The organism is Burkholderia sp. 8Y, assembly GCF_902506145.1.
GTDB lineage: Bacteria > Pseudomonadota > Gammaproteobacteria > Burkholderiales > Burkholderiaceae > Caballeronia.
The window spans coordinates 1-22,821 of sequence record NZ_LR733550.1 but is presented as its reverse complement, the minus strand read 5'-3'; the positions used below and the strand labels follow the sequence as shown (position 1 = coordinate 22,821).

Annotated in this window: 19 protein-coding genes and 2 pseudogenes; 17 read left to right on the top strand and 4 right to left on the bottom strand. The window is 59.4% G+C overall.

Translation table 11 applies throughout. The features are described from left to right. From GV035_RS28630 to GV035_RS28600, 7 genes are all read left to right on the top strand, one after another. Positions 1–371, top strand: a 371-nt coding sequence (locus GV035_RS28630) for a hypothetical protein (RefSeq protein ID WP_236572907.1), incomplete at its 5' end; no start/stop codon positions are given. Between the two features lie 121 nt (positions 372–492). Next, on the top strand, positions 493–723 hold the full coding sequence (locus tag GV035_RS29650; protein WP_159839442.1) for a type II toxin-antitoxin system ParD family antitoxin: 231 nt from the start codon (positions 493–495) through the stop codon (positions 721–723). Further along, a complete protein-coding gene (locus tag GV035_RS28620; protein ID WP_159839440.1) occupies positions 720–3,866 on the top strand; it encodes a CheR family methyltransferase in 3,147 nt (1,048 codons plus the stop codon). Before GV035_RS29650 ends, GV035_RS28620 begins: the two co-directional genes overlap by 4 nt. 14 nt (positions 3,867–3,880) lie before the next feature. Continuing rightward, a complete protein-coding gene (locus GV035_RS28615; RefSeq protein ID WP_159839438.1) occupies positions 3,881–4,252 on the top strand; it encodes a response regulator in 372 nt (123 codons plus the stop codon). Between the two features lie 75 nt (positions 4,253–4,327). After that, on the top strand, positions 4,328–5,347 hold the full coding sequence (locus tag GV035_RS28610) for a chemotaxis protein CheB (protein WP_159839436.1): 1,020 nt from the start codon (positions 4,328–4,330) through the stop codon (positions 5,345–5,347). Between the two features lie 1,341 nt (positions 5,348–6,688). Continuing rightward, entirely contained in the window at positions 6,689–7,492 is an 804-nt protein-coding gene (locus tag GV035_RS28605) for an alpha/beta fold hydrolase (RefSeq protein ID WP_328699829.1), read from the top strand. Further along, positions 7,452–9,044, top strand: a complete 1,593-nt coding sequence (locus GV035_RS28600) for a hybrid sensor histidine kinase/response regulator (RefSeq protein WP_236572906.1) — start codon at positions 7,452–7,454, stop codon at positions 9,042–9,044. The genes GV035_RS28605 and GV035_RS28600 overlap by 41 nt, the downstream gene beginning before the upstream one ends. Positions 9,045–9,288: 244 nt before the next feature. Here the strand turns inward: GV035_RS28600 and GV035_RS28595 are convergent, their stop codons facing one another. Continuing rightward, complete coding sequence (locus tag GV035_RS28595) at positions 9,289–9,768, bottom strand: response regulator (RefSeq protein WP_236572904.1); 480 nt, start codon at positions 9,766–9,768, stop codon at positions 9,289–9,291. A gap of 1,269 nt (positions 9,769–11,037) precedes the next feature. On the opposite strand from GV035_RS28595, the gene GV035_RS28590 reads away from it, so the two are divergent. The 9 genes and pseudogenes from GV035_RS28590 to GV035_RS29220 all read left to right on the top strand — a co-directional run. Continuing rightward, positions 11,038–11,673, top strand: coding sequence for a hypothetical protein (locus GV035_RS28590; RefSeq protein WP_159839456.1), 636 nt, complete (start codon positions 11,038–11,040; stop codon positions 11,671–11,673). A gap of 733 nt (positions 11,674–12,406) precedes the next feature. After that, a complete protein-coding gene (locus tag GV035_RS28585) occupies positions 12,407–13,066 on the top strand; it encodes a hypothetical protein (RefSeq protein WP_236572903.1) in 660 nt (219 codons plus the stop codon). Beyond that, the gene (locus GV035_RS28580) at positions 13,020–15,134 is read left to right on the top strand and encodes a site-specific integrase (RefSeq protein ID WP_236572901.1); all 2,115 of its coding nucleotides are present in this window, start codon (positions 13,020–13,022) and stop codon (positions 15,132–15,134) included. The genes GV035_RS28585 and GV035_RS28580 overlap by 47 nt, the downstream gene beginning before the upstream one ends. A 432-nt stretch (positions 15,135–15,566) precedes the next feature. Continuing rightward, positions 15,567–16,256, top strand: coding sequence for a tyrosine-type recombinase/integrase (locus GV035_RS28575; protein WP_159839432.1), 690 nt, complete (start codon positions 15,567–15,569; stop codon positions 16,254–16,256). 122 nt (positions 16,257–16,378) lie between these two features. After that, positions 16,379–16,642 (top strand): type II toxin-antitoxin system VapB family antitoxin, encoded by a 264-nt coding sequence (gene vapB / locus GV035_RS28570; protein ID WP_159839430.1) that lies wholly within the window; start codon positions 16,379–16,381, stop codon positions 16,640–16,642. Then, positions 16,639–17,055 carry a type II toxin-antitoxin system VapC family toxin gene (locus tag GV035_RS28565; protein ID WP_159839428.1) on the top strand — a complete coding sequence of 139 codons (417 nt, stop codon included), beginning with the start codon at positions 16,639–16,641 and terminating at the stop codon, positions 17,053–17,055. Before vapB ends, GV035_RS28565 begins: the two co-directional genes overlap by 4 nt. A gap of 29 nt (positions 17,056–17,084) precedes the next feature. Further along, complete coding sequence (locus GV035_RS28560) at positions 17,085–17,342, top strand: hypothetical protein (protein ID WP_159839426.1); 258 nt, start codon at positions 17,085–17,087, stop codon at positions 17,340–17,342. 244 nt (positions 17,343–17,586) lie between these two features. After that, positions 17,587–18,060, top strand: coding sequence for a hypothetical protein (locus tag GV035_RS28555; RefSeq protein WP_159839450.1), 474 nt, complete (start codon positions 17,587–17,589; stop codon positions 18,058–18,060). Positions 18,061–18,611: 551 nt separating this feature from the next. After that, a pseudogene (locus GV035_RS29220) lies at positions 18,612–18,779 on the top strand (IS110 family transposase); the annotation flags it as partial. Positions 18,780–18,837: 58 nt separating this feature from the next. On the opposite strand, the pseudogene GV035_RS29885 reads toward GV035_RS29220, so the two are convergent. The 3 genes and pseudogenes from GV035_RS29885 to GV035_RS28540 form a co-directional block, all read right to left on the bottom strand. Next, positions 18,838–18,900 (bottom strand): annotated as a pseudogene (locus GV035_RS29885) (hypothetical protein); the annotation flags it as partial. A gap of 134 nt (positions 18,901–19,034) precedes the next feature. Further along, positions 19,035–19,439, bottom strand: a complete 405-nt coding sequence (locus tag GV035_RS30010) for an MFS transporter (protein ID WP_159839446.1) — start codon at positions 19,437–19,439, stop codon at positions 19,035–19,037. A gap of 870 nt (positions 19,440–20,309) precedes the next feature. Continuing rightward, positions 20,310–21,161, bottom strand: coding sequence for a polysaccharide deacetylase family protein (locus tag GV035_RS28540; RefSeq protein WP_328699828.1), 852 nt, complete (start codon positions 21,159–21,161; stop codon positions 20,310–20,312). Positions 21,162–21,641: 480 nt separating this feature from the next. Here GV035_RS28540 and GV035_RS28535 point away from each other — a divergent pair. Beyond that, positions 21,642–22,821, top strand: a 1,180-nt coding sequence (locus GV035_RS28535) for a Wzz/FepE/Etk N-terminal domain-containing protein (protein ID WP_236572900.1), incomplete at its 3' end; no start/stop codon positions are given.

Here is a 22,821-nt window from a genome sequence, read left to right as displayed (position 1 = left end):
GCCATGGCGTAAGCCCTCCCGAGGGCAGGTTGACGAACTCGACATTCATCAACTTACACCACGGCCACCCCTTCCTTCGGCATCTTCCTGCCTCCGAACTTTCTGCACACTTCTCGGCACATTACCCAGACGTGACGTTAGCGAGCAACTCGCCAAGTGTTGTTTTCACAATGCCCTCTATTCGCTTAGCGGCCCATGCTGCCGGGCTGCCGCCTGCCAATGGTGCCCACGGCTTCGATGCCGATTTTGGTGCCGCCTATCGCGCGTCAGGCCGAGAGGCTCATGCACTTCAAATCGAAGAGGTGGCTAGCGGTCGCAGCTGTTTTGCCTGCTTCATGGCGGTGACGCCGCTACCGCCCGGCATGGATTGACGCGCTCAAACGTTCACGCAACGAGACCTTTAAGCCCGGGAGGGACGTACCCAGAGCACCCTGAAGCAGTCATGCGCGAAGGGGTATTATGTAATACCACCCTCTTGCCGCGCCCGAAGATATGCCAAGCAAACACGCACTTAGCGTCCCCGTCACCGAGCGTCTCGCGTCATTCATTAGACAACAAGTCGACGGCGGCCGATACGGCTCTGCGAGCGAGGTCGTGCGGGCGGGGCTGCGCCTCCTCGAAGAACAAAGTCAGCTTTCGGCGTTGCCTGTCACAGGCGCAGCGGAGGTGCCAACCTCTCCGAAACTGGCGGCCAAACGCGCCAAGACCCGGGCAAAAGCATGAGCGCAGCCGACAACTTTCCAATTGTGGGCATAGGCGCTTCTGCCGGAGGAGTCGAGGCGCTTGAAGGCTTTTTCCGCGGCTTACCCGGCAACCCGGGGCTAGCATGCGTCGTCATCACGCACCTGAGTCCCGACCGTCACAGCATGCTGCCAGAGATCGTCTCGCGGTTCACGTCGATGCGGGTGATCGAGATCACCGACAACACCTCCGTCGAACTGAACAGCGTGTACCTCTTACCGGCTGACGCGGTAGTAGTTATTGAGCAACGCGTGCTGCGCGTGCAGGTGCAGAAGAGACATCGCCGTGAACGCAAGCCCGTGGATATCTTCTTCAGTGCGCTCGCCGCCGACGTTGGCGAACTGTCGGCCGGGGTTGTGCTGTCCGGTGGTGACTCGGACGGCACACTCGGTATCAAGGCCATTAAGGAGTGCGGCGGACTCACGCTGGCGCAGGCGCCAGACGCGTTTGGTCCCCAACACGCGGGCATGCCGGAGAGCGCAATTTCGACCGGTTTGGTGGATCTTGCAATACCGGTCGAGCAGATGGGGGCGAAGCTGGCGAGTTTCGCCGCTGGCTCATTCGTGCTCGACATTCTGCCCGACACCAGCGACGTACAGACGGCAATCGACTCCGACGGTATCGACGAAGCTCGCAATGCGATTTACTCGATCTTGCGCGACCAGAGAGGCCACGACTTCAGCGGATACAAAGCAAACACTTTTCTGCGTCGGGTGCAGCGGCGCATGCAGCTGCTCGAGATCGGGACGCCCAATGCATACGTCGCGCGACTCCGGGCTGATCCCGAAGAAGTTACTGCGCTTTTTCGCGACCTGCTGATCAACGTCACCAGCTTTTTTCGCGATTCCGATGCGTTTGAGGCGCTCGCTGAGCACGTCGTTCCTCAACTGTTCGACGGCCGCGACGTCGACGACACAGTTCGCGTTTGGGTACCCGGATGTGCGACAGGCGAGGAAGTCTATTCTATTGCCATACTCATGCGAGAGCACATGGACCGAGTTGGACAGGCCCCGCGCGTGCAGATCTTCGCGACCGATATCGACGACGCCGCGCTCGCTGTCGCACGTGCGGCGCGTTATACCTTGCCGCTGCTCGATGGCGTCTCCGACGAGCGGCGGGAGCGCTTCTTCGTTCTTGACGGCCACAGCTACGTCTTGACCAAGGACGTTCGCGATATGTGCATTTTCTCGCCGCACAGCGTCATCCGAGATACTCCTTTTTCGCGTATCGACCTGGTCTCTTGTCGAAACTTGCTGATTTACTTCGGCGCGGAGATCCAGAACCAGGTCATTCCGACGTTCCACTATGCACTGCGTCCCGACGGCTTCCTGTTTCTCGGCACCTCCGAGAACGTGAGCCAGTTCGATGACCTTTTCTATCCTGTCGAAAAGAAGCAACGCATCTTCCGGCGCCGAGCGAACGTTTCACCGGCTATTCGTGTCCCATTGTCCGTGTCGTCGCTGAAAATGGGCCATTTGGCTACCGTCGCGCCGAGTCGGCCCGTGCTCGGTGGTCCCGCCTTGCGCCACGCCGTCGACAGCCACATGCTGGAGCGGTTCACTCCTCCGCATGTGATAGCCACGCGCGAGGGCGACGTCATCTATTACTCGTCGCGCACAGGCAAATATCTGGAGGCCGCACCCGGCGTCCCGAGCCGGCACCTCTTCACGATGGCACGCAAGGGGTTGAGCCTCGACCTGCGCTCGGTATTCCGGGAGGCCGTCGAGTCCGGCCGGTCCGCCACGCGGGAAGGAGTGGTGATCGATGGGGAAGAAGGCCGTGTTCAAGTCATCAGCTTGACGGTCGAGCCGCTGCCTCATGAGCCCCAAGCAGAGCCGATGTACCTCGTTGTCTTCGCCGACCAGGGGCCGGTTCTGTCCCGCGAAGACGCGCTCGTGCGCGCTCAGGCCATGCACCAAGGTACAGCGGCGCAAATAGAAAAAGAACTACGGGACACGCGTGACCGCCTGCAGTCGATGATCGAAGAGTACGAGACGGCGCTGGAGGAGCTCAAGTCGTCCAACGAGGAACTCGTCTCAGTCAACGAGGAGCTGCAGTCGTCCAACGAGGAGCTCGAATCGTCAAAGGAGGAGCTTGTCTCGCTCAACGAGGAACTGCATACGGTCAACCTCGAACTTAATCGAAAGATCGACGCACTCGACCGGTCGAACAGCGACCTGCGCAATCTCTTCGAGAGTACCTCGGTAGCAACCGTTTTCCTCGATCGCAATCTGGTGATCCGTTCGTTCACACCAGCGATGGCGGGCATCTTTCATATGCGACAAATTGATCTTGGACGCCCGATCACGGAACTGGTCAGTCGCTTTGATATGCGCCAACTCGAGTCGGATCTCGACGCAGTCTTCAAAAGCGATCAACCTCGCGAGCGCGAGGTCGTCAGCAATGACGGACAGGCGCATATTCTGGTGCGTCTTGCGCCCTATCGCGATGGCAATGGAAAGACGGATGGGGTGGTAATTGCGTTCGTCGACGTGACGGGTATGGTCCATGCTGCAACGAGGCAGAACGTGCTCATCGCCGAACTGCAGCACCGCACGCGCAATCTGCTCGCCGTCATTCAGTCGATCGCGCAACAGACCCTAACAAACGAGGCCGCGCTCCAAACCTTCACTCGCCGCCTAGCAGCCCTCGGCCGACTTCAAGGACTCATCGGGGAAGCAGACGGTAACCTGATCAGGCTCGGTGACATCGTGCAACTTGAATTCGACGCGCTTGGAGTGGCAGACAGCGGCCGGATCACGGTCAGCGGCCCAGTTGTCCCGTTAGGCTTTCGCAACGTACAAACGATAGCACTGGTCCTTCATGAATTGGCTACAAACGCGCTGAAGTATGGCGCGCTTAAAGACCCGGACGCCCGTCTCGACGTCTGCTGGAGCGTTGAGCCATCGGTTCAGGGAGATTCACACCTGATCATCAAGTGGCATGAACACGGCGTGCGCACAACCCCTGACACAAGCAAAACCGGCTTCGGACGGCAGTTGATAGAGCAGGCCCTGAGATTCTCGCTTAAGGCACGCACGGAACTCAAATTCAATGCAGACGGTGTCTCATGCCATATCGAGATTCCCCTGCCATCAGAAAGCTCTTACCAGCACGGCAAGTAACAGCAGATAAAAAGATGAACGACGACGCGAGGAAGCTGGAAGGCCGCACGATCATGGTGGTAGAGGATGATTTCCTGGTCGCGCTTGCGCTATCAATGGTGCTCCAACAGGCTGGCGCAAGCATCGTCGGCCCTGTCGCGACGGCGCGGGAAGCGGTGGCGCTGCTTGAGGAAGACAACCGACACATCGACGCCGCGATCCTCGATGTCGATCTTAACGGCGAGAAATCGTATCCCGTGGCCGACGCACTAACGTTGCGGCACATCACGTTTGTCTTTGCAACCGGGTATGGCGCCGAAGCCCTGGACTTCCCATACCGCCAATGCCCGCGCCTCCAGAAGCCGCTCGACCATCAGGCCCTCTTCAAGGCGCTCATGGCCAGCTAGGACTGTCGCTTGGAGGGCGTCGGGCGCTGGCCCAGTAGGTGATGCTTATTGCACTTATGCTTGGGAGGAGGCTGCATGAAGAATGCCGTCAATATCAGGGACATTGTCGTCGTCGCTGCGTCGCTGGGTGGCCTGCAGGCCCTCAGGACAGTTGTCGCTGCACTGCCTGCCGATTTGCCGGCGAGCATTTTTATCGTCATGCACGTTGGCACCTGGCCAAGCCAGCTTCCGCAACTCCTGGAGGCTAGTGGCCCGCTTCCAGTGGCACACGCCTGCGACGGCGAACCCATCGCAAAAGGACGGGTATATGTAGCCCCGCCCGACAGGCACATGTTGGTCGGAAACGATACGATTGTGCTGTCTGCGGCTCCGAAGGAAAATTTCACTCGCCCGGCGGCGGACCCCCTTTTTCGCTCGGCAGCTGTCAACTATGGCAACCGCGCGATCGGCGTCGTCTTGACGGGCAAACTTGACGACGGTGCCGCTGGCTTGAAGGCTATCCACGCCTGCGGTGGCTACACCATCGTCCAGGATCCCTCGACGTGCGCTGCACCCGATATGCCGCGAGCGGCCCTTGATGCGGTCCCCCCGGACGTGGTCGCTCCGGTCGAGGACATCGGTGCCGCCATCGTCAACGCGTTGACAGACTCCTCTTCGAAGGGGTTCGACATGGACGAAAGGGAGCGCGCCGCGCTAGAACTAAAGATAGCAACGACCGGCTATTCTTCTCCGACCGACCTAGAAAAGCTCGGCCGTCGAACTAGCATGACCTGTCCGGGATGCGGAGGCGTCGTTTGGCGCATTGGAGAAGGTTACCCACTGAGATATCGCTGCCATACAGGTCACGCCTTCTCCGCCATGTCTTTGGAGGAGCAGCAACGCTCGGGCGCCGAGGATGCACTCTGGTCTTCTGTTCGGCGCCTCGAAGAAAAACTGTTGCTGGTCCACGAGCAACTCTCGCTAGCAGAGACTGCACACAGTCCGAACGCGGCAGTGTTTCGCGCGGAAATCGCTCCCCTACAAATCGCTATCGACGCGGTCAGGCGATTAGCCATCGACTCGGCAGCATCGATGCCGAACGAGAGTGTTGGGTAATGTTCGCTCCTTCCATCTTGCAGGCTGCCGGGTAGTACGCTTAACCATGACATCAGTCGCCTGGCGAGCGGGCTGCATCTTTAGAAGAAGCTGAAGGACGAAACCACGCTACTGACCGTCGCTTACCGACGGATCCAAGGGAGTCGTGGCAGACGAGAGGTGGGTTTGATACGCTCAGCAGGCGCACCCTATTGATCGAAGCATGACATCCAGTCTGACCGTGCGGATCATTTAAGGCGCCGCTGATCACCGCACAACACTCCCCATTTCGGGCCGGGCTAGGCCATCGGAGTTGACCGTGACGCGTCGCGTACCCTTAGATGATGAACAGGAATGTGCATTCTGGAGGTCAGGCGTTAAGGAAGAACCGTCGACCGAGCCTCGACGTATTCTCGTCGGCCATAAGGACAGCGTCATCGGCGCATCGCTTTCTCTACTGCTAACCAGAAAAGGATACCTGGCCGTCCACGCCACGGAGATCGGCGCCCTTCGCCGCTACTTGCAAAGTTGGGCGCCGCACGCGCTCTTGCTGGATACGCGGTTGGATGCCAAATCGCACTACTCGTTCATTCGGGACGTCCGTGCGGACCATCAGTGCGCCGGGTTGCTTGTTCTTGCGATGAGCAACATCTCGCCTTTGGACTCAGTCCCGGCACTGAAAGACGCCGGCTTTGACGGGCATGTTCGACGACCCTGTTCCGTGTGGCGAGTGACCGAGCTCATTGACGCTCATTTCGGTCGCCGTCCCTCTCCGTGAAAGCCACAAAGCGGCTCTGCACACGCTTGCGCCGCGCTCACGGCTCGCTGAGCGGAGAGCGCCACACTCCGACCCGCGACGTCCATATCAGCCGACGCGCAGGGTTTGGGAATTTCGTCCATGACGTTCACGAATGCAAGCGGCGTGCTGATCCACGCAGAGAGCGAGGCGCGCCCGCTATGAACTTCTCAGGCGGCCGACCTCGTGATTGCGCACTCGTAGGACCGGAAACCGCAAAATACGGCGGCTGAACGTTCTAGGGCAAGATCCGCCGGAAGCAACACTGTCAGGGTCGCAGTAGCGGACACAGAACAATGCCCCGACCGTGTGCGTCATTGCAGAGACCGCGATCTATGTGCGTACCGAGCGACGCCACATGCGGGAGGCTGGGGCGCGTTACTACGCCGATGACGAGGGCCAAGGCGGCAACGAAAGGGCGACAGACTGAGGATAAGGCAGCATCGCGCGCGGAAACCCATACCCTGCGAGCCGATCGTAGGTTGGTTCGGTGTCGGGCGGGGGGCGATAATGCAGGGGACACAGACTGCCGGTAAAACGGCGAGCCAAACTTCTCCGGAGGGCGGGTGGACATTCTGAAGCGTAACAATGTGCATGTTGACGGGACAGGAACGACGACCATGATGTTCGCGCATGGCTTTGGATGCGATCAGAACATGTGGCGGCATTTTGCGCCCGCCTTCGCTCAGCGATATCGCACGATTCTCTTTGACCTGGTCGGTAGCGGCGACTCGGACCTCACGGCCTACGACCGCGCGAAATACAGCACCCTTCAAGGTCATGCTGACGACGTGCTGGAGATCGTTGAGCAGTTCAGCACGGGCCCGGTCATTTTTTTCGGTCACTCAGTCAGCACCATGATCGGTATGCTGGCGGCAATCAAGTCGCCCGAGCAGTTTGCCGCGAACGTGATGATCGGCCCATCGCCGTCCTTTATCAACGACGGAAACTATGTCGGCGGGTTCGAGCGCAGCGACATCGAAGAGTTGCTGGACACGCTCGAAAGTAATTATCTCGGCTGGTCGAGCACAATGGCGCCCTCCGTCATGGGCGCCCCGGAACAGCCGGAGCTTGCCCAGGAATTGACGAACAGTTTCTGCCGCACCGACCCGGACATCGCTAAGCATTTCGCGCGCGTGACTTTTCTGTCAGATCACCGCGCCGATCTTGCACGGGTGACGACGCCCACGCTGATTGTTCAGTCGAACGACGATCTGCTCGCGCCCGTATCGGTTGGCGAATTCATGCGCGACATGATCCCGGGCAGCCGCCTCGCGATGGTCGAAAACGTAGGACATTGTCCGCATCTGAGTGCGCCCGGTCCGTGCATTGACGCCACTGAAGATTTCCTCAAACAACTGGCGCTTTGAGATGGACGGTACGCATCAACCCCTCTCTACGATGAGCGAGGCCTACGAGCACGCCCCATGCGGACTTGTCTCCACGACAACCGACGGCACCATCGTGCGTGTCAACGCCACCTTCTGTCGCTGGACGGGTTATCAGGCAGACGAGCTTCTGAATCAGCGTCGCATCCAGGACCTGTTGACGATTGGCGGCAAGGTGTTTCAGCAGACGCATTTGGCTCCGTTGCTCCAGATGCAACGCTCGGTCGCTGAAGTGAAACTGGAGATTCGGCGCCGCGACGGTCGCAAGGTGCCGATGCTCATCAACGCCGTTCGGCGGACGGTCGGTGAAACCGAACAAGACGATTTTGCCTGCATCGTCGTCAACGATCGTCACAAGTACGAGGTAGAGCTTCTGCATGCTCGCCGGCAAGCCGAAGAGGCGCTTGAAGCGAGAACGGCCGCTGAAGAGGCGTTGCAGCGCGCAGACCGGCACAAGGATGAATTCCTCGCCACGCTCGCCCATGAACTGCGCAACCCGCTCGCGCCAATTCAGGCCGCGGTCCGGCTGCTGACGAGGAAGGCGTTCGCCGACGAGCAACTCAACTGGTCCACGCGCGTGCTCGAGCGTCAGGTGGCGCAGCTTGGCAGGCTGGTGGACGATATGCTCGATGTATCCCGGATTGCGGAGGGCAAGCTCGAAGTTCGCAAGCAACGCATGAGTCTCGCGACGGCCATCGAGCTTGCAGTCGAAGGCGTCAGGGATCTCGTTCGCACGCAGTCGCATCACCTGCGTGTCAATCTGCCGGACGCGCCTCTGCTCGTGAACGCGGACCCGACGCGACTGACGCAGATCGTGCTCAACCTCCTGAACAACGCGGCCAAATACACGCCTCCCGGCGGCACGATCGATCTGGCTGTGCGTCGTGAAGGGGATGAGCTGGTCATGGCTGTGCGCGACACGGGCATCGGCATTGCTCCGAAGCACCTCGACACACTGTTTGATATCTTCTCCCAGTTGCCCGAGGGCCATTCCCGGTCCGGCGGCGGCTTGGGCATTGGGCTCTCGCTGGTGCGTGCGTTGACGGAGCAGCACGGTGGCACCGTCACGGTCACGAGCGCAGGTGTCGGCAAGGGCAGCGAGTTTATCGTGCGCCTGCCGCTTTCATCGGATCAAACAATCGTTCAGAACACCGAAGCACTCGGTACATTGCCGCCCGGGAGCAGACGCCGGATTCTCATTGTCGACGACAGCGAAGATTCGGCTCTCAGCCTCGCGATGCTGCTCGAGGCTGACGACTACGAGACGCATACCGCCGCAGACGGCCATGCCGCGCTGCGTCTCGCGTTCGAATTTCAGGCCGACGTGCTGCTTGTGGACATCGGATTGCCCGACATGTCGGGCTACGATGTTGCCCGCCAAATCCTCCTCGATCCGCGTAGCAGCGGCATGTTGCTCATCGCGCTTACCGGATGGGCTCAGGAGCGCGACATTCAGGCGGCACGCGATGCGGGTTTCCATCATCACCTTGCGAAGCCAGTGGATTATCGTCAGTTGCTCCAAATCTTAAAATAGCCCGTCCGGCGCTGAATGCGCATATGTCGGGCAAAACAGGTATCGGGCTTTATTTAGGGACCGGAAGACGCCGAAGTGCTTCAAGTTTGTCCTCGTCGAACGGAGATCGACCGGCGAATGGCAGCCGCCGACCCCGCTTGGGCACTCGCGTAAAACACAGGCCGAACCACGTCTTCCGGCGGCTCCGCGCACGCGGAGAACGCAATCAGACTTGAGTTAAGCGTGGGCTTCCAACTTCGGATATCTAGGTTGTTCTTGAAGGCGCAACATGCTCGATCATCTTGAACAGCCCGGCCAAAGAAGCGCCTTTCCGATAGAACCCGTCGATCTCGACCGCCTTGCCGCGTTCAATGGTTTCGGCTTCGGTCAGCGAGGTGTGGACGATGATGGGTACGGTCGCAAACCTTGTCGATCCGCGCATCGCCTCGGCGACCGAAAAGCCGTCGCAGCCGTTCATTTCGATGTCGAGGATGACAACGTGCAGCAACCAGGCTTCGTGCATATGGAAAGCTGCGGCGCCGTCCTTTGCGGTAAAGGTGCGCAAGCCGTAGGCAGTGCAGGCTGCGGAGAGCGCGGCTAACAACGACTCGTCGTCGTCAACAATCAAGACCGCGATGGGCGGATCGACAGGACCGAACTGACGCGTCGTCCACAGACCGGGCGGGGAGAGGGAATCTTTCATCACATCGCGCCATTTTCCTTTCCCTCGTTTCGCAATCGTCATGCCCCGAAAACGCGGCCGTGGCCTCCCTTGAGATTGATCGCGGCGGCGACTTTTTCCATCGGCGGCGACCCACGCTAGAGTTCATCGGTGCGGTTGGATCACGGCGCTGCAATCCGTGCCAGGGCCTACGTCAGAGGCTTCGACATCGAAGCCATTGAGTTCTGCGGTCCAAAAAGGTTGTCGACTGCGAGCGCACGGTTGACGCCTTCGGGCAGGATCGTTCACATGGTATGCAGCGGCTAGCGTTCAGACGGTGGCACTTGTCGCCCTTAGCCCAGGGATATCCTGCAGCTTGCCAACACCTGGGCTCGTGCGTTGCGACATAGGTTTGGCACGCGCGCCGTCGCGCGCGAGATGCCGACCGACGCAGTACAAGCCCCGACACCATTTAGCTTGCCGGCCGAGGAACATCGATATAGCGCGTTTGAGCCACTCGTTTGCTACCCGACTCGGCGCACAGAGCCTTTCCTGGAAAACGCGTAGTCTGCAGCGAAGGTGCTTGCTCCTAGCTCCTGCGCCGATCTTACAATTTTACGAGTGCCTGCAACGTGACCCCCCCGGGATCGTTCGTTGACGGTCGCCAATATGTCGAACAAACTGAAAAACCCGAAGACGATGCGCCGATCGCCGCTGACCCGGACGCAGCTGTTGCCAATTGCACCGGCCACGGCACGCGTGTTCTCCCTGCAGAATCACCTCGCCCTGGTCGAGATGCGTAATGGGCGCGGCAACGCCGATCTGGCGAGTGAACTCATCAAAACGCTGTACTTGACTTTTTTGTTTGCGCGAAGGACCGGCTCGATCCGCCGATCGAGACGTTTCTCAAGGCCGAAACGATCCTTAGGGCGTGCATTCAAGATTCGAACACGTCCGACGCGTGGGGAATTGCCGACGATCAGTGCGAGGCGATCGAGGCGGTCCTCTGCGCGCATGACACGCAGCTCGTGTCGACGCCGCTTCATCAAATCGAAGTTGCGAAGGGGCGGCTGGAGCGCATATTAATGGCAGGCCGATTTCCGGATCTCGACGCGATGCACCAGATACACGGTTGAGCGGCCCATGTGTTACCGCGCGGTGCATCGCCACTTTCCACCGCTCCTGACCCCGTTGCGCCCGCTCGGGTTTGTCGAGAAGTTCGAGTTAGACCTGCGCTGCGCTCTGAGTGTCGGTCACCTCGCGCGGCGCTTGCTTAACCGGCTTGCCGACGATGAAGATTACCCGGCTGACAGAGCGAGCTCCGAGCAAGGCGACTTTAAGGGAAAAACAAAGCTGACTCGGCAGGATGCTGAGCGCCTTTTCAAAGGACTCCCCGCAGCGAAGACGCGTGTGTCGAGCCGGCCCGAGAATCCGTTCGGGCCAAACGTGTCCGACGTCGTGAAGCGCGTCGACGACGAATCTACGCTCTGGAAAGACAACCTGATCACGCTACCGGTGTCGATTGAGCTGCCGCCGGGCTATCAGTCGGCGCCTCGCCTTCGTGAAGCGATGTCGCGGGCGTTAGCTGTGAAATGGGTGAGAGAAGGCAAGGATGAGGTTGTCGCGGAATTTCCTGAAGGGTGGAAAGCAACGCGTCCCGCAAACGGTCCCATCGAATCGCGAGATCCATCAGGTATCGTCCGGGCCCTGTTCGGTTGGGCCAAGGATGCGGAGCTCAGGGTCCTGCCGCGCTATGTCATCGAGTCACAGGCAAACACCACGAACGGACTCAGCAGTGTGCTTGTTCGCGATCGCGCGACTGGTCAGATTCTCGAGCAATCCTCGGCCTGGTTGGCACGATCTGGAACCGACCATCCGAATTGGACCACGCTTGCTGCGTGGCTCGACCTACGCTATCCAGACCATCGCAACCCGCTGCGATACTGGCCAGACTGCGAGGAAACTTTGTCGAAACTGAGCAGTGCTTGAGAAGCACGGCTCTTTGCACCACATCATGAATCATTGCCTGCGTTCATGGCGCGATGGAGTGGCCGGGTACGGCCAGATGTTTGACATCGAACGTCGCCTTTCAGAGGGACGGCTCCGAGCTTGCAGGCGGTCACTAGCTTACATCGGAAGCGCGCTCGGGGACGCTTTTCAGTCCGGGTAGCCCAACATTATCCGGCAAGCAGATAAAGGCGTGCCCGCTTGCAAGCGAGCGCAGCTTGATGTGTTGCGAAGGTGGGCCGGTTCCAATCTCGAAGCGAGGCATCGAATGCTGGGGGCCAACGGTGATCGCGCATCACTGCCGCCCCGTGTGTTGTATTCGGGGTGATTCATCACCGCCTCGGCCAATATGCGTTAGCCATGGAGGTACGCGTTTCGCATTGATGTCGGAAGTGACAATCGGACGACCAAGATAAAGGCCACTATAATCGCCCACGAATCCGCACCAGTCGATTTGTCAGCCAATTTTCGCTCGAGAATAGGCGAGATGGCCTGTTGAAGTAATTCAACACGAGCCTTTTCGCACGTAAAGCGTAGCGGCGACTGCAGCAGTCGCGTCGCTCGTCCTCCAAACGCCGCGTTAACGTTGGAACAGGATAACGTGGCGCCGAATCCAAACCGCGACTAGTTAGCAGACCTGATAATGTCTATTATCGGGATGCGGTTTCAGGGGTAGAATTTAAGAATTCGCCTTTACACTTCAGGGGAGCGGGCCGTGAGCCAAGGGTTTTCGCCGGATGACGCCGATTCACGCCACGACCCGGACGACCGGCGCGATCGCGCAAACGGCGCGTCCAAGCATCCATTCCACGACGCCTCGCCGATCGACGCGCGCTGGCCCGCCGAGGCGCCGAGTGCGGCGATCGCGCGCGTAGTCCTCGAACTTGATGAGGCGATCACGCTAAAACGCCGGGCCGCCGCCGCGTGGCTGACCGCGCACGGCGATGCGGTGCCGCGGTTGCCGGTGAAACCTCCCCGGCTCGAGCTGGCGGTCGTGATTGCGCTCGCCGAAACCTATGGCGCCGCGCTCAATGCGCTGCCGCGTTTCTTGCCGGTGCTCGACTTCATCGCCGACTATGGCGCGGTCAAGCTGGTGCAGCGGGTGATGTATGGCGCGCGCCCGACGACGGATTTCGACGTCACCGCGTACGCCGCCGAGAATGCACGCCTGGCAGAGCTGCTGCGCGAAGCCCGCACCGCGTTCGAATTCCTGTGCGCGACCTGGCCCGAGGCGTTCATGGCGCAGGCCAGCGACGCGCTCGAACAACTCGGCTTGCCCCGCCTGCGCGCGCCGGCGCCGCCGTCAGTGAATGACGGGAGAGGCGGCCATGATCAGTCAGGCGACGAGTGTGATGAGGAGGGTGGCGATGCCTGAGCGCGCGCATGTGACGACGGCGTCGTCCCCGGAAAAGCTCACCGCTAAGACGACGCGGGCCCCGGAGAAGCTCACCGAATCACTCACGCTTGAGCGGCGCTACACGAGCAAGGATTTCACCGCGCTGCGGGCCTACGTGCAGCGCATCCCGCCCGCGGTGATTGCGCGCACCTACTACGAGCCCGACGACGATGCGCACGCGGCCACGCCCGGCGCAATGGAGCGGCACCTCACCACCATGCTCGACGCGCTGGTGGCGCTCGCGCTGGCGCACGGCTCCACCGCGCTGGCCGATCACCTGCGCGCGTCGATCCGTCAGCATGGGCGACCGTCGCTCACGGCGGTGACGTTCCGGATGGTGACGGAGGCGGCGCAGCTCGCGTCGCTGCCACCGCGGGCTGATCATCCGATCGGCGCGTGGCTGCGTCCACGCGTGGCGCGACGACTGAAAGGGGAGGGCATCGCCACGCTCGGCGAACTGGTCGCGTTCTGCAACCGGCGCGGCGGCAGCTGGTGGCGTTCGATTCCGCGCATCGGCCCGGGCCGGGCGCGGGCGATTGTGAGCTGGCTCCGCAAGCAGCAGGCATCCCTGCAACTAACGATCGACCCCGACGTCGACTCCAAAGAACGGGATGGCGTGCCGTTGATCGCGGCCGGTCTGATCGAGGTGGTGCCGGCCGTTAAGGTGACGGAAAGCGGCCCAAACAGCGGTCCAGCCGGCGGCACGAACGGCGGCCCAGGCGACGATCCCAGCGGTGGCTTGAGCTCGACAAGCCGGCTGACGCTGGCCCCGCTAGAGCGCTTCGCCGTGCCGCACGCGCTGTCCGGCGCCCACGGCGAAAATCGCTCGGCGGCGTTCTGCTACATCCAGGCGAATCACGATCTCGATGCGGTGCGCGCGTATCTGAACCGCTACCGCGATCAGCCGAAAACGCTGCGCGCGTACACCAAGGAACTGGAGCGCTTCCTGTTATGGGCGGTGGTGCTGCGCGGCAAGGCGTTGAGCGATCTACGCGTCGACGACTGCGAGGCGTACAAGGATTTCCTGAAAAACCCGGACCCGCGGTTTGTGGGTGAGCGCTTCCCGCGGCACTCGCCGCGCTGGCGACCGTTCGCCTTGCCTCACTCCTCTGCGGCCGCCGATGGTCAGGCATCGCTGTCTGCGACGCTTTCGCCCGAATCGCAGCGCTACACCGTGCGGGTACTGCGGACGGCGTTCACCTGGTGGGTCGATGTACGCTATCTGGCCGGCAATCCGTGGAAGGCGGTCAACGATCCGGTCGTGATCAAGCGCGAACGCGCAATGAAGATCGAACGCGCGTTGCCTGCCAATCTGTGGCGCAAGCTGCGTGACGAACTCGATCAGCGCTCAGCAGAAGCGGGCGGGGTGACGGCGGGTGTGCAGTGGCGCGCCGTGCGCGCGGCGATCCTGCTGATGGGCGATTCGGGTCTGCGGCGTGAAGAAGCCGCGAGCGCCCGGCGCGAGGATCTGCGCCCTTCATCCTTTGGCACGCCCGAGCGACCGGTCTGGGAGCTGACCATCGTCGGCAAGGGCCAGCGCGAACGCACGGTGCCGGTGAGCGCCGCGACGCTGGCCGCGTTGCGCGCGCATTGGGTCGACCGGGGGCAGGATTTCGACGGGGCGACCGAAGAAGACAAACAGAGCGGGCCGCTTCTTAGCCCTGTCGTGATTCCGTGGACCGACGCGTCGCGCCGGCGACATCGGGTCGGGCAGGTCGGTGAAGCGCAGCCTGCGAAGGAAGCGGGCTACACAGCCGACGGACTGAACCGGCTGATTAGTCGGATGGTCACCGAACTGGTCGAGACGATGGAGGGGTTGAACCTCGAGGAGCGGAGTCGGCTCGGACAGGCCAATGCTCACGCGTTCCGCCACACGTTCGGCACCCAGTCGGTTGCGGACGAGGTGCCCGTGGATGTCGTGCAGAAGGTGCTCGGCCACGCGTCGCTGCAGACGACGACCATCTATGTCCAGGCCGAAAAGCAGCGCGTGGTCGAAGAGGTCGCTCGCTACTATGCCGGCATCGCCGCGCATAAGACGGGGCGATGAGCAGCATTATTGCAGTTGCGCGCACCTTTTGAGGCAACCTAATCGCTTGCCGGCGTGTCTTGCGCCGGAACACAGGAAACGCAACGGCGCCTGCGCGCGGGTCTCGCCACGTTTTCTGATGTGGATCACATAGTGTCGGGGAGCCTCGAGCGTTTAATCCGCACAACTCCCGTGATGACCGGATGAAGCTGCTGGTCGAGACGGGGATCTCGTCTTCGCGTACTCGTGACGGTTTATTGCAGCCGAGGACGGAGGCCATGCGTAGATGTTCATGGCGACGTCCGATAAGTGATGCTTTGATTCTACGGGCGGGCGCGGAACGGCGGCATTTTCCGAGGAAGGCAGCATTCCTGCGCGTTACACTGGAAAGGAGCGCCCGAGGCTTCTTCTCTCGTAACGATGCTCGTATCGAGCGTATTCCGAGATTGAGCCATGCAACCGAAGCGCGCCAAAGTCCTTACACCGTCCCAATTTCGGCACCTCCTGCGGGTCACTGAAGCCACGAGTCGATTCCCCGAAAGAGACACGTTGATTCTGCTGCTCGGCGTGACGTGCGGCATGAGAATCACCGAAATCGCGCGGCTGGAAGTTCACCACGTTCTGACAAAAGCTGGTACGCAGCGCAGCGAAGTATCTCTTCCATCGAGCATCACAAAAGGCTGTCGGCCACGATGCCTCTACCTATCGCACCCACGCACCGAAGCCGCATTCGATAGGTACGTGGAGTGGCGTTATCGACGTGGGATGGCCGCGTCGCTTGATCGCCGCGAATATCGCGGACTGATGCCGAGAACGCGGCTCGTTTTAACGCAAAAGGGCTGCGGATTCGAATTGACGAAAAAGCGCCGCGTCAACGGCGATGGTAAGCCGGTCAAATATTTGGCCGCTGACAGCCTCCAAAGCTACGTCACCGGACTGTACCGCGCAGCAGGACTCAGCATTGGCTATAGCAGTCACTCGGGGCGCAGGACGTTCGCTACGCGACTGATCGCCAACGGGCACAGCCTGGATACGGTGCAGGCATTGTTAGGGCACGCGCATTTGGATCATGTCGCCGCCTACATCCACGTTACCGCGCGTGAGTTGCGAGAGAGCGTGGCCGCGATAGACCTCGGAGACTAGCGCGAAATTCTGCCGAGATTAAAGAGGAATCCGGGTCACGCCGATAACAGACAATGTACGCCTATGCTCGTTGACATATGGCGACATATGTGTAAAATGAGGGTGAATAACAGGGGATAGCTATGCGTACCGTGTCCATCTTCAAGAACAACGCCAATCAGGCGGTTCGCATCCCAAAGGATATGCAGTACGAGGGCGTTACCGAGCTAGAGATTCGCCGCGAAGGCGACACGCTCATTCTGCGCCCGGCACGTCCTAACTGGACGTCGTTTGCACAAGAGCCGTTGGCCGATACTGATTTTCTGTCTGAGCGCCCCGCCGTGGTTGACCCTGGCAGATTCGACTTGAGCGGTGCCGACGAGGAAGCGCAGGAGGCGGGCAAGTGACGCAGTTGTACATGCTCGACACGAATATCTGTTCTTTCATCATGCGCGAACGCCCCATTGCGCTTTTGGGGCGTCTGCAAGCATGTGTTGACGCTCAGGAGCGCATCGTTGTATCGGCCATTACCTATGCCGAAATGCGCTTCGGTTCTATCGGCAAGAAAGCGTCGCCAAAGCACGCGGCGATGGTATCTGCTTTCGTGGCAAGGCTCGATGGTGTGCTGCCGTGGGATTCCGCTGCGGTCGATGCGACGACAAGAATACGGATTGAGCTTGCAAGGCTCGGCACACCGATAGGCGATAACGACTCCGCGATTGCGGGACACGCTGTCAGCGCCGGCGCCGTAGTCGTTACGAACAACGTGCGCGAATTTATGCGCGTGCCCGATCTTCGCTACGAAGACTGGACGCGTTGAACGAACCAATTGACACTGGAAAACATCGTATGACAGTGGACGGTTACACCCTCGGCGTCGCACGTCAATCACAGCAGAGCGCGGCGAATTGGAAGGCTTACGCCGAAGAGCTGGAGCGGAAGCTAGCCACCTACGCGGCTAACTATGCAGACATGGAAGCGCTGAAGAATGCCGCCATCGCCGAACTGTCGCGGGTTGATCCCAGCAACTATCTCACCGTGCAGCCTAACCGCCAGCGCATCTTGGACGCGGCCAGGGCGGAAGCTTTGCAGCGGACGAAGACGTAGGAAAACACGTTCTCGCATGCGAGAACTCAGAAAACAATATGCTGGACCTTCTTTTCTTCATTCTGCGTATTCCGGCCTTTCTCATGTGGGCGGTGTACCGCATGTTGGCCGGTATCGTTCAGTTTTTCGGGTGGCTATCGTATCGGCGCAACCTCGCCAAAGAAGGATAGGAAAACACGCAACACGGAAAAGGTGCCGACTTCAAAACGCAGCGCAACGAAAGCATGGTGGGCTAGTGGACGAGATGAACCTCAAGATGACCCATCAGCGCGTGGGGTCGATTTCAAATGCGCATGCTGGACGGGATTTTGAGACCGCTGCGAGAAGCTTCTTCGCCAATCAAGGAATCGACCTGCGAAGCAATCTCAAGGTAATGGTCGGCATAAGTGCGGCGAAGAAGAATCACGCTTTCGATCTCGGGTGCGATGAGCGGAAAATCCTCGTCGAGTGCAAATCGCACCGGTGGACGAGTACAGCCAACATACCGGCTGCGAAGCTGACGGTATGGAATGAGGCAATGTACTACTTCAGCCTTGCCCCTATGGACTACAGGAAGGTGATGTTCGTACTTCGCGATGAATGCCCGAAGCGTCGTTTGACGCTGGCAGCGTACTATCTTCGGACCTACGCTCATCTGGTTCCGCCGGACGTCGAATTTTGGGAGTATGACGAAACTGCTCACACCGCCCTATGCATTCGCGCGGCGGCTCGGGATTGAACGGCCACCGATAGAACGGGAAACAGGAAGCCAAAGCCAAGGTTGAACAGTGACGAAGGCAAGACTTGCAGTAACAGTGCTCGCAGTAGCTGCGTTGACAAGTGGCTGTGTGACTGGTCAGAAGATGGGCGAAGTCAACGAGGGAATGTCGAAAGGCGAGGTGATTTCGATTCTCGGAAAGCCGGATGGGTTTCAGCGAAGTGGCGAGTACGAGGCCCTGCGCTATACCGATCGCTTGATTAGTGGATGGTCGTGGAATCGGGCCGACTACACGGTGGTTCTGAAGAACGACCACGTGAGCGAGTACGGTCCGGGGCAGGTGCGTCAAGAACGACCCGGTGTGTTGGTGCTAGTCCCGATCCGATAGGAAAACACCAATGGACGCATACACGTTGCAACGTGCGGCAAACGCAGCAGGGGTAGCGCGCGAGTGGGAATGAAATGAGCGCCTCCCACTCCTGGTGCTTCGACGTCGTAACTGCAACCGCAACACGATCTCGATTTCGTTTGGGAGGATCATGAAACCTCTCGAACCGGTTCGGAGAACACTCATGAAGCTCACGCCCGTCGGAATCGATATTACTAAGAACATAATGCAAGTGCATTACGTTGATGAGAATACAGGGGAGATCGTAGATCGATCGGTGAAGCGTGCGAAGTTTTTAGAACACTTCGCGAACCGCGTGCCGTGTCTAGTCGGAATGGAAGCTTGCGGCGGCGGGGTTGTCGCCAGTCGATGCCTTCCAGCAACATAGACAGCTGCGCCGACGTCAGATAGACCTTGCCGCCATCGGCCTGGGGCCAGATAAACCGCCCGTGCGAAAGTCGTTTTGCGAGCAACCATAGGCCGTCATCGGAGACGCCAGGCTCACATGCAGCCTCGGCCAGGCGGCGTCGAAACTCCGGACTGTGGTTTGGGCTTCCTCTACGCGTCCCCGACGCCGGTTTCTCTTCTGATCCCAAAATGGTTCCCGCTACTCGAAAATGGTGGGAACCACTTTGGCGTCTCGGATCGCGCAGATCAAGACGGCCGTGCCGCGACGCTTACGGAGCAAGTGTGCTTGCTCAATGCGATTAGGCAGAATCCAGATAACGATCAGCGCGAGGAATGACGCGGGCACGCCCTCGACAATGAAGATCCACTGCCACCCCGCGAGACCCCACACTCCGTTCATCTGCAGCAGCCAGCCCGAAATTTGCTCGCCAAGAGTGGCGGCGATGGGATTGCAGACGAGTAGAAGACTGAGAACTCGGCCCCGATACTGCTCGGGGAACCAGTTCCCCGCGATATAGAGGATGCCGGAATGAACCCTGCCTCCGCTGCACCCAGAAGCAGGCGCAACAAGTAGAAACTTGTAGGGCCGCGCTGAGGACCGCAGGCCTGTGTCGTTCGCAGACCCTTCGGGCTGTTACGGCGATAACATAGGTATCTGGACAGACTGTGGCGCGTCGAGCGTTCCGTTGATCTAACGGAAAATCGTGCCCGCGTCGGTGAATGCGGTGCGGTCGGTGGATCCCAGCAACGACCAATTGAAGGACGGCCGCAGTATCTAACTGCTCAACGTGATCGACGACTTTGACTCGGAAGCATTGGCAATCGAGATCGACTGTCCTTGCCCTCAGCAGCTGTCGTCCGGGCCGTTGAGCAGATCGTCGGCTGGCGGTGCGAGCCGATGGCGATACGGTGCGACGACGGTCGGGACTACCTCAGTGCGCGGTCACGCGAAGCAGCCTCGTCGGCGACGATACGCGTAATCGGCCGACTACAACTGAGACAGGTGATCGGAACAGCAGCGAATTCCCAAAGCCAAATGCGGTCATGCAGTGTTTCCCTAGCTTCTGAGCCATACCCTTCGGCCCCGTCTTTCGCTCAATACATGTGATGGCACAACGCTGAGCACTAATCGGACGTTCGTGCATCTGTTCGACGACCGCAGCACACGATCGAACGCACTCATGCCGAAGCGAAGCTCAAACGGGCGACAAGCCAAGCCGGCGCCATAAGAAAAAGCATAAGGGCAGCGTACTATCGCGCGCCATTGAAGCGGTCGAGGGAAAACTTACTCGGTGTGAACAATTGGAGCTTGGTTCACTGTGCGGTAGACCACATTAGCCGTCTAGTAAGCGATGCAGTATCCCCGAGTGCCTACGACAACGGTCCACAACTAGGTTCAGGTGACGCACAGACAGCTACGGAGATCAGCATCCTCCAGTGTTGTACGCGTGCCGGTCGAAGACGCATTGCATCTTCAGAACTGGGGCGACTTGCCGCTGAGGTTACGTCCGTGACGGACGTAACGCAAGAAAACAGGAATACAGGTTAGCTGCGCCGCGAACAATTGCAGAGACGCATCGTCGTCAATGATGATGCACTTAAGCTGATAGGGGTCCGTGTGAATGCTGTTCCATCCGAGGTTGCAGGTGCGCGCCGTCCTGTAACCGGCCGCTTTAACAAAGCCAAGCTCGCGCCTTGTGTAGTTTCCGTTCGGAAATGCGAAATGTTCACATGACGTCCCGATCAATGACTCCAACTCTGACTTGCAATCCACGATTTCTGAATAGCACTCCTTATCATCGCACCGTGTGAGGATAGGGTGAAAACGAGTGTGAGCTTGGAAATCAACGTACGGTCGCATCTCTGAGATTTGGTGGATCGTCAATCCCGACGCTTCGTTGAACTCGTCCTGTCTGTATCCCGCGGTAGCTAACTCAGCAAGCCGCTCCGCATTAGTGAGCCGCTTCAGGCGCTCGACACCCGCCGGCGTCGCGCCGGAGTACAGCCACCAGTGTTTCCGTGGTTTTGCGACGAACTGACTACATAAGAAAATAGTGGGACGAACATTGTGGCGTATGAAAACCGGTAGCAAGTCGGCATTGCCGATATTGCCGTCGTCTATCGTTATGGCCGCGCGAGGGACGCCGTTTCCGGGTTCTTGCACAGCGGCAAGAGGAACCAGATCGCATATGGACTTGAGATAGCTCAGGTGTTCGTCGAGCACCTGCGGCTTGGGGTCATGGTAAACGAGGACTGCCACGCGGTCCCGCCACAGTAGGGCGCGCGTTGCACGGTCAATGCCCAGCAATGAGATGAGTTGCGCCAATGACTCTCTCAGCAACGTCTTGGTAGATAGCACGATCGTATGTGGCGAAAGTTTTGAAGGGGCATCACCCGTCACTATGGAAAGGGTGCGACGTACGGAGGAGCATAACCTCGAATAGCTATAGTAACGGCTGCAAATTAAGGAATCACGATGAAGTAGTGTAAGCCGAAACCAATTACGTCCTCACGCTAGGCAGGTCCGAACAAGGGAAAGTGCGCGTGTGTTAGCAAGTCCGGTATAGGCGGTCGACCACACACCGATTGCAATAACAAGATGTCTGCTCTTGAGCAGAAGTGTCGCCCCTGCTATCCTTCGTTCGTATATGTAGGAAACCGAATGGTTCTGGATCAACAGCGATATCCACTGAGGATTAGAGCGCTAAGCGCCATCCCAGATACGATTGCAATGCCGGCCTCGGCAACCAATGGAAGTAGCGTTACGGTTGTCTGTTAGCTTAACGATCAATCCGCCGGAGCAGTCATGAGACAAGAGGTAGCGTTAAGCCAGAAGGTGGCCACGAACGATCCACCTCGCCATGTCATGTCGCACGTTGACGCGATCTACGACGGAAGGAGGCTGGTCGCCATGGTCGCGGTCTCGATCGCCGTGGCTGGTGCCGGTTACGCGTTTCTCGCGAAGCCCGTCTACCGGGCAGACATTCTTGTCCAGCTCGAAAGGGTTCAGCGCGACACATCGAAAGACGTATACGGCGATGTGTCGACAATGTTCGACGCAAAGTCGGACTCCACTGGTGAAATGGAAGTACTAGGATCGCGTCTCGTGGTCGGTCAAGCCGTTGACAAGCTCAACCTCGTCGTCAACGCGTCGCCGCGCTATGTTCCAGTAATCGGAGAATTCATCGCCCGCTACGTACATGGCATCTCGAACCCGTGGCCAGGCGGATACGTGTGGGGTCAGGAAAAAATCGATGTCTCCCGTTTCGATGTTCCGCCGAGCCTGTATGGCCGTCCGTTCGAAATCACCATATCGACCTTACGCACTTACGAGCTTGTCTACGGTGATATCAGGGTTCACGGCATCATCGGACGCGATGTGCATGCGACCACGCCGTGGGGACCCCTTAATATACAGGTGAACGCGGTCGAAGCTCAGGCCGGCGCAAGCTTCATCGTTAAGCGATTTTCTCGGGTCGAGCTTGTCGGAGCCGTCCGTAGCAAATTATCTATTACAGACAAAGGAAAGGACGCAGACGTTATACGCGCCTCTTATGACGCAGCTGACCCAGTTGGCGCGGCGGCGGTTCTCAACGCGATCGCCGACGCTTATCTGAAGCAGGATCTACAGCGAAAGTCTGAGGAGATTGCACGTTCACTTAACTTTCTTCGTCAGCAATTGCCTGAACTCAAGAGCCGAGTTGAAGCGTCAGAACGGACACTCAATGCCTACCGGGCGCAGCACGGCACAGTCAGCCTTGGGGACGAGGCGACAACCTTGCTTCGCCGATCGGTGGAAGCACAGCGGCGACGGGTAGATCTTGAAGAAAAGCGACGGGAGCTTCTATCTCGCTACACAGTCGAGCATCCCGCGGTCAGTTCTATCGATTCTCAACTGCGTGTGGCAGACGACGAGATAAATCGCATAGCCCAAGAGACAGCGTCATTGCCGCCGTTGGAGCAGAACGTACTTGGCCTCCAACGTG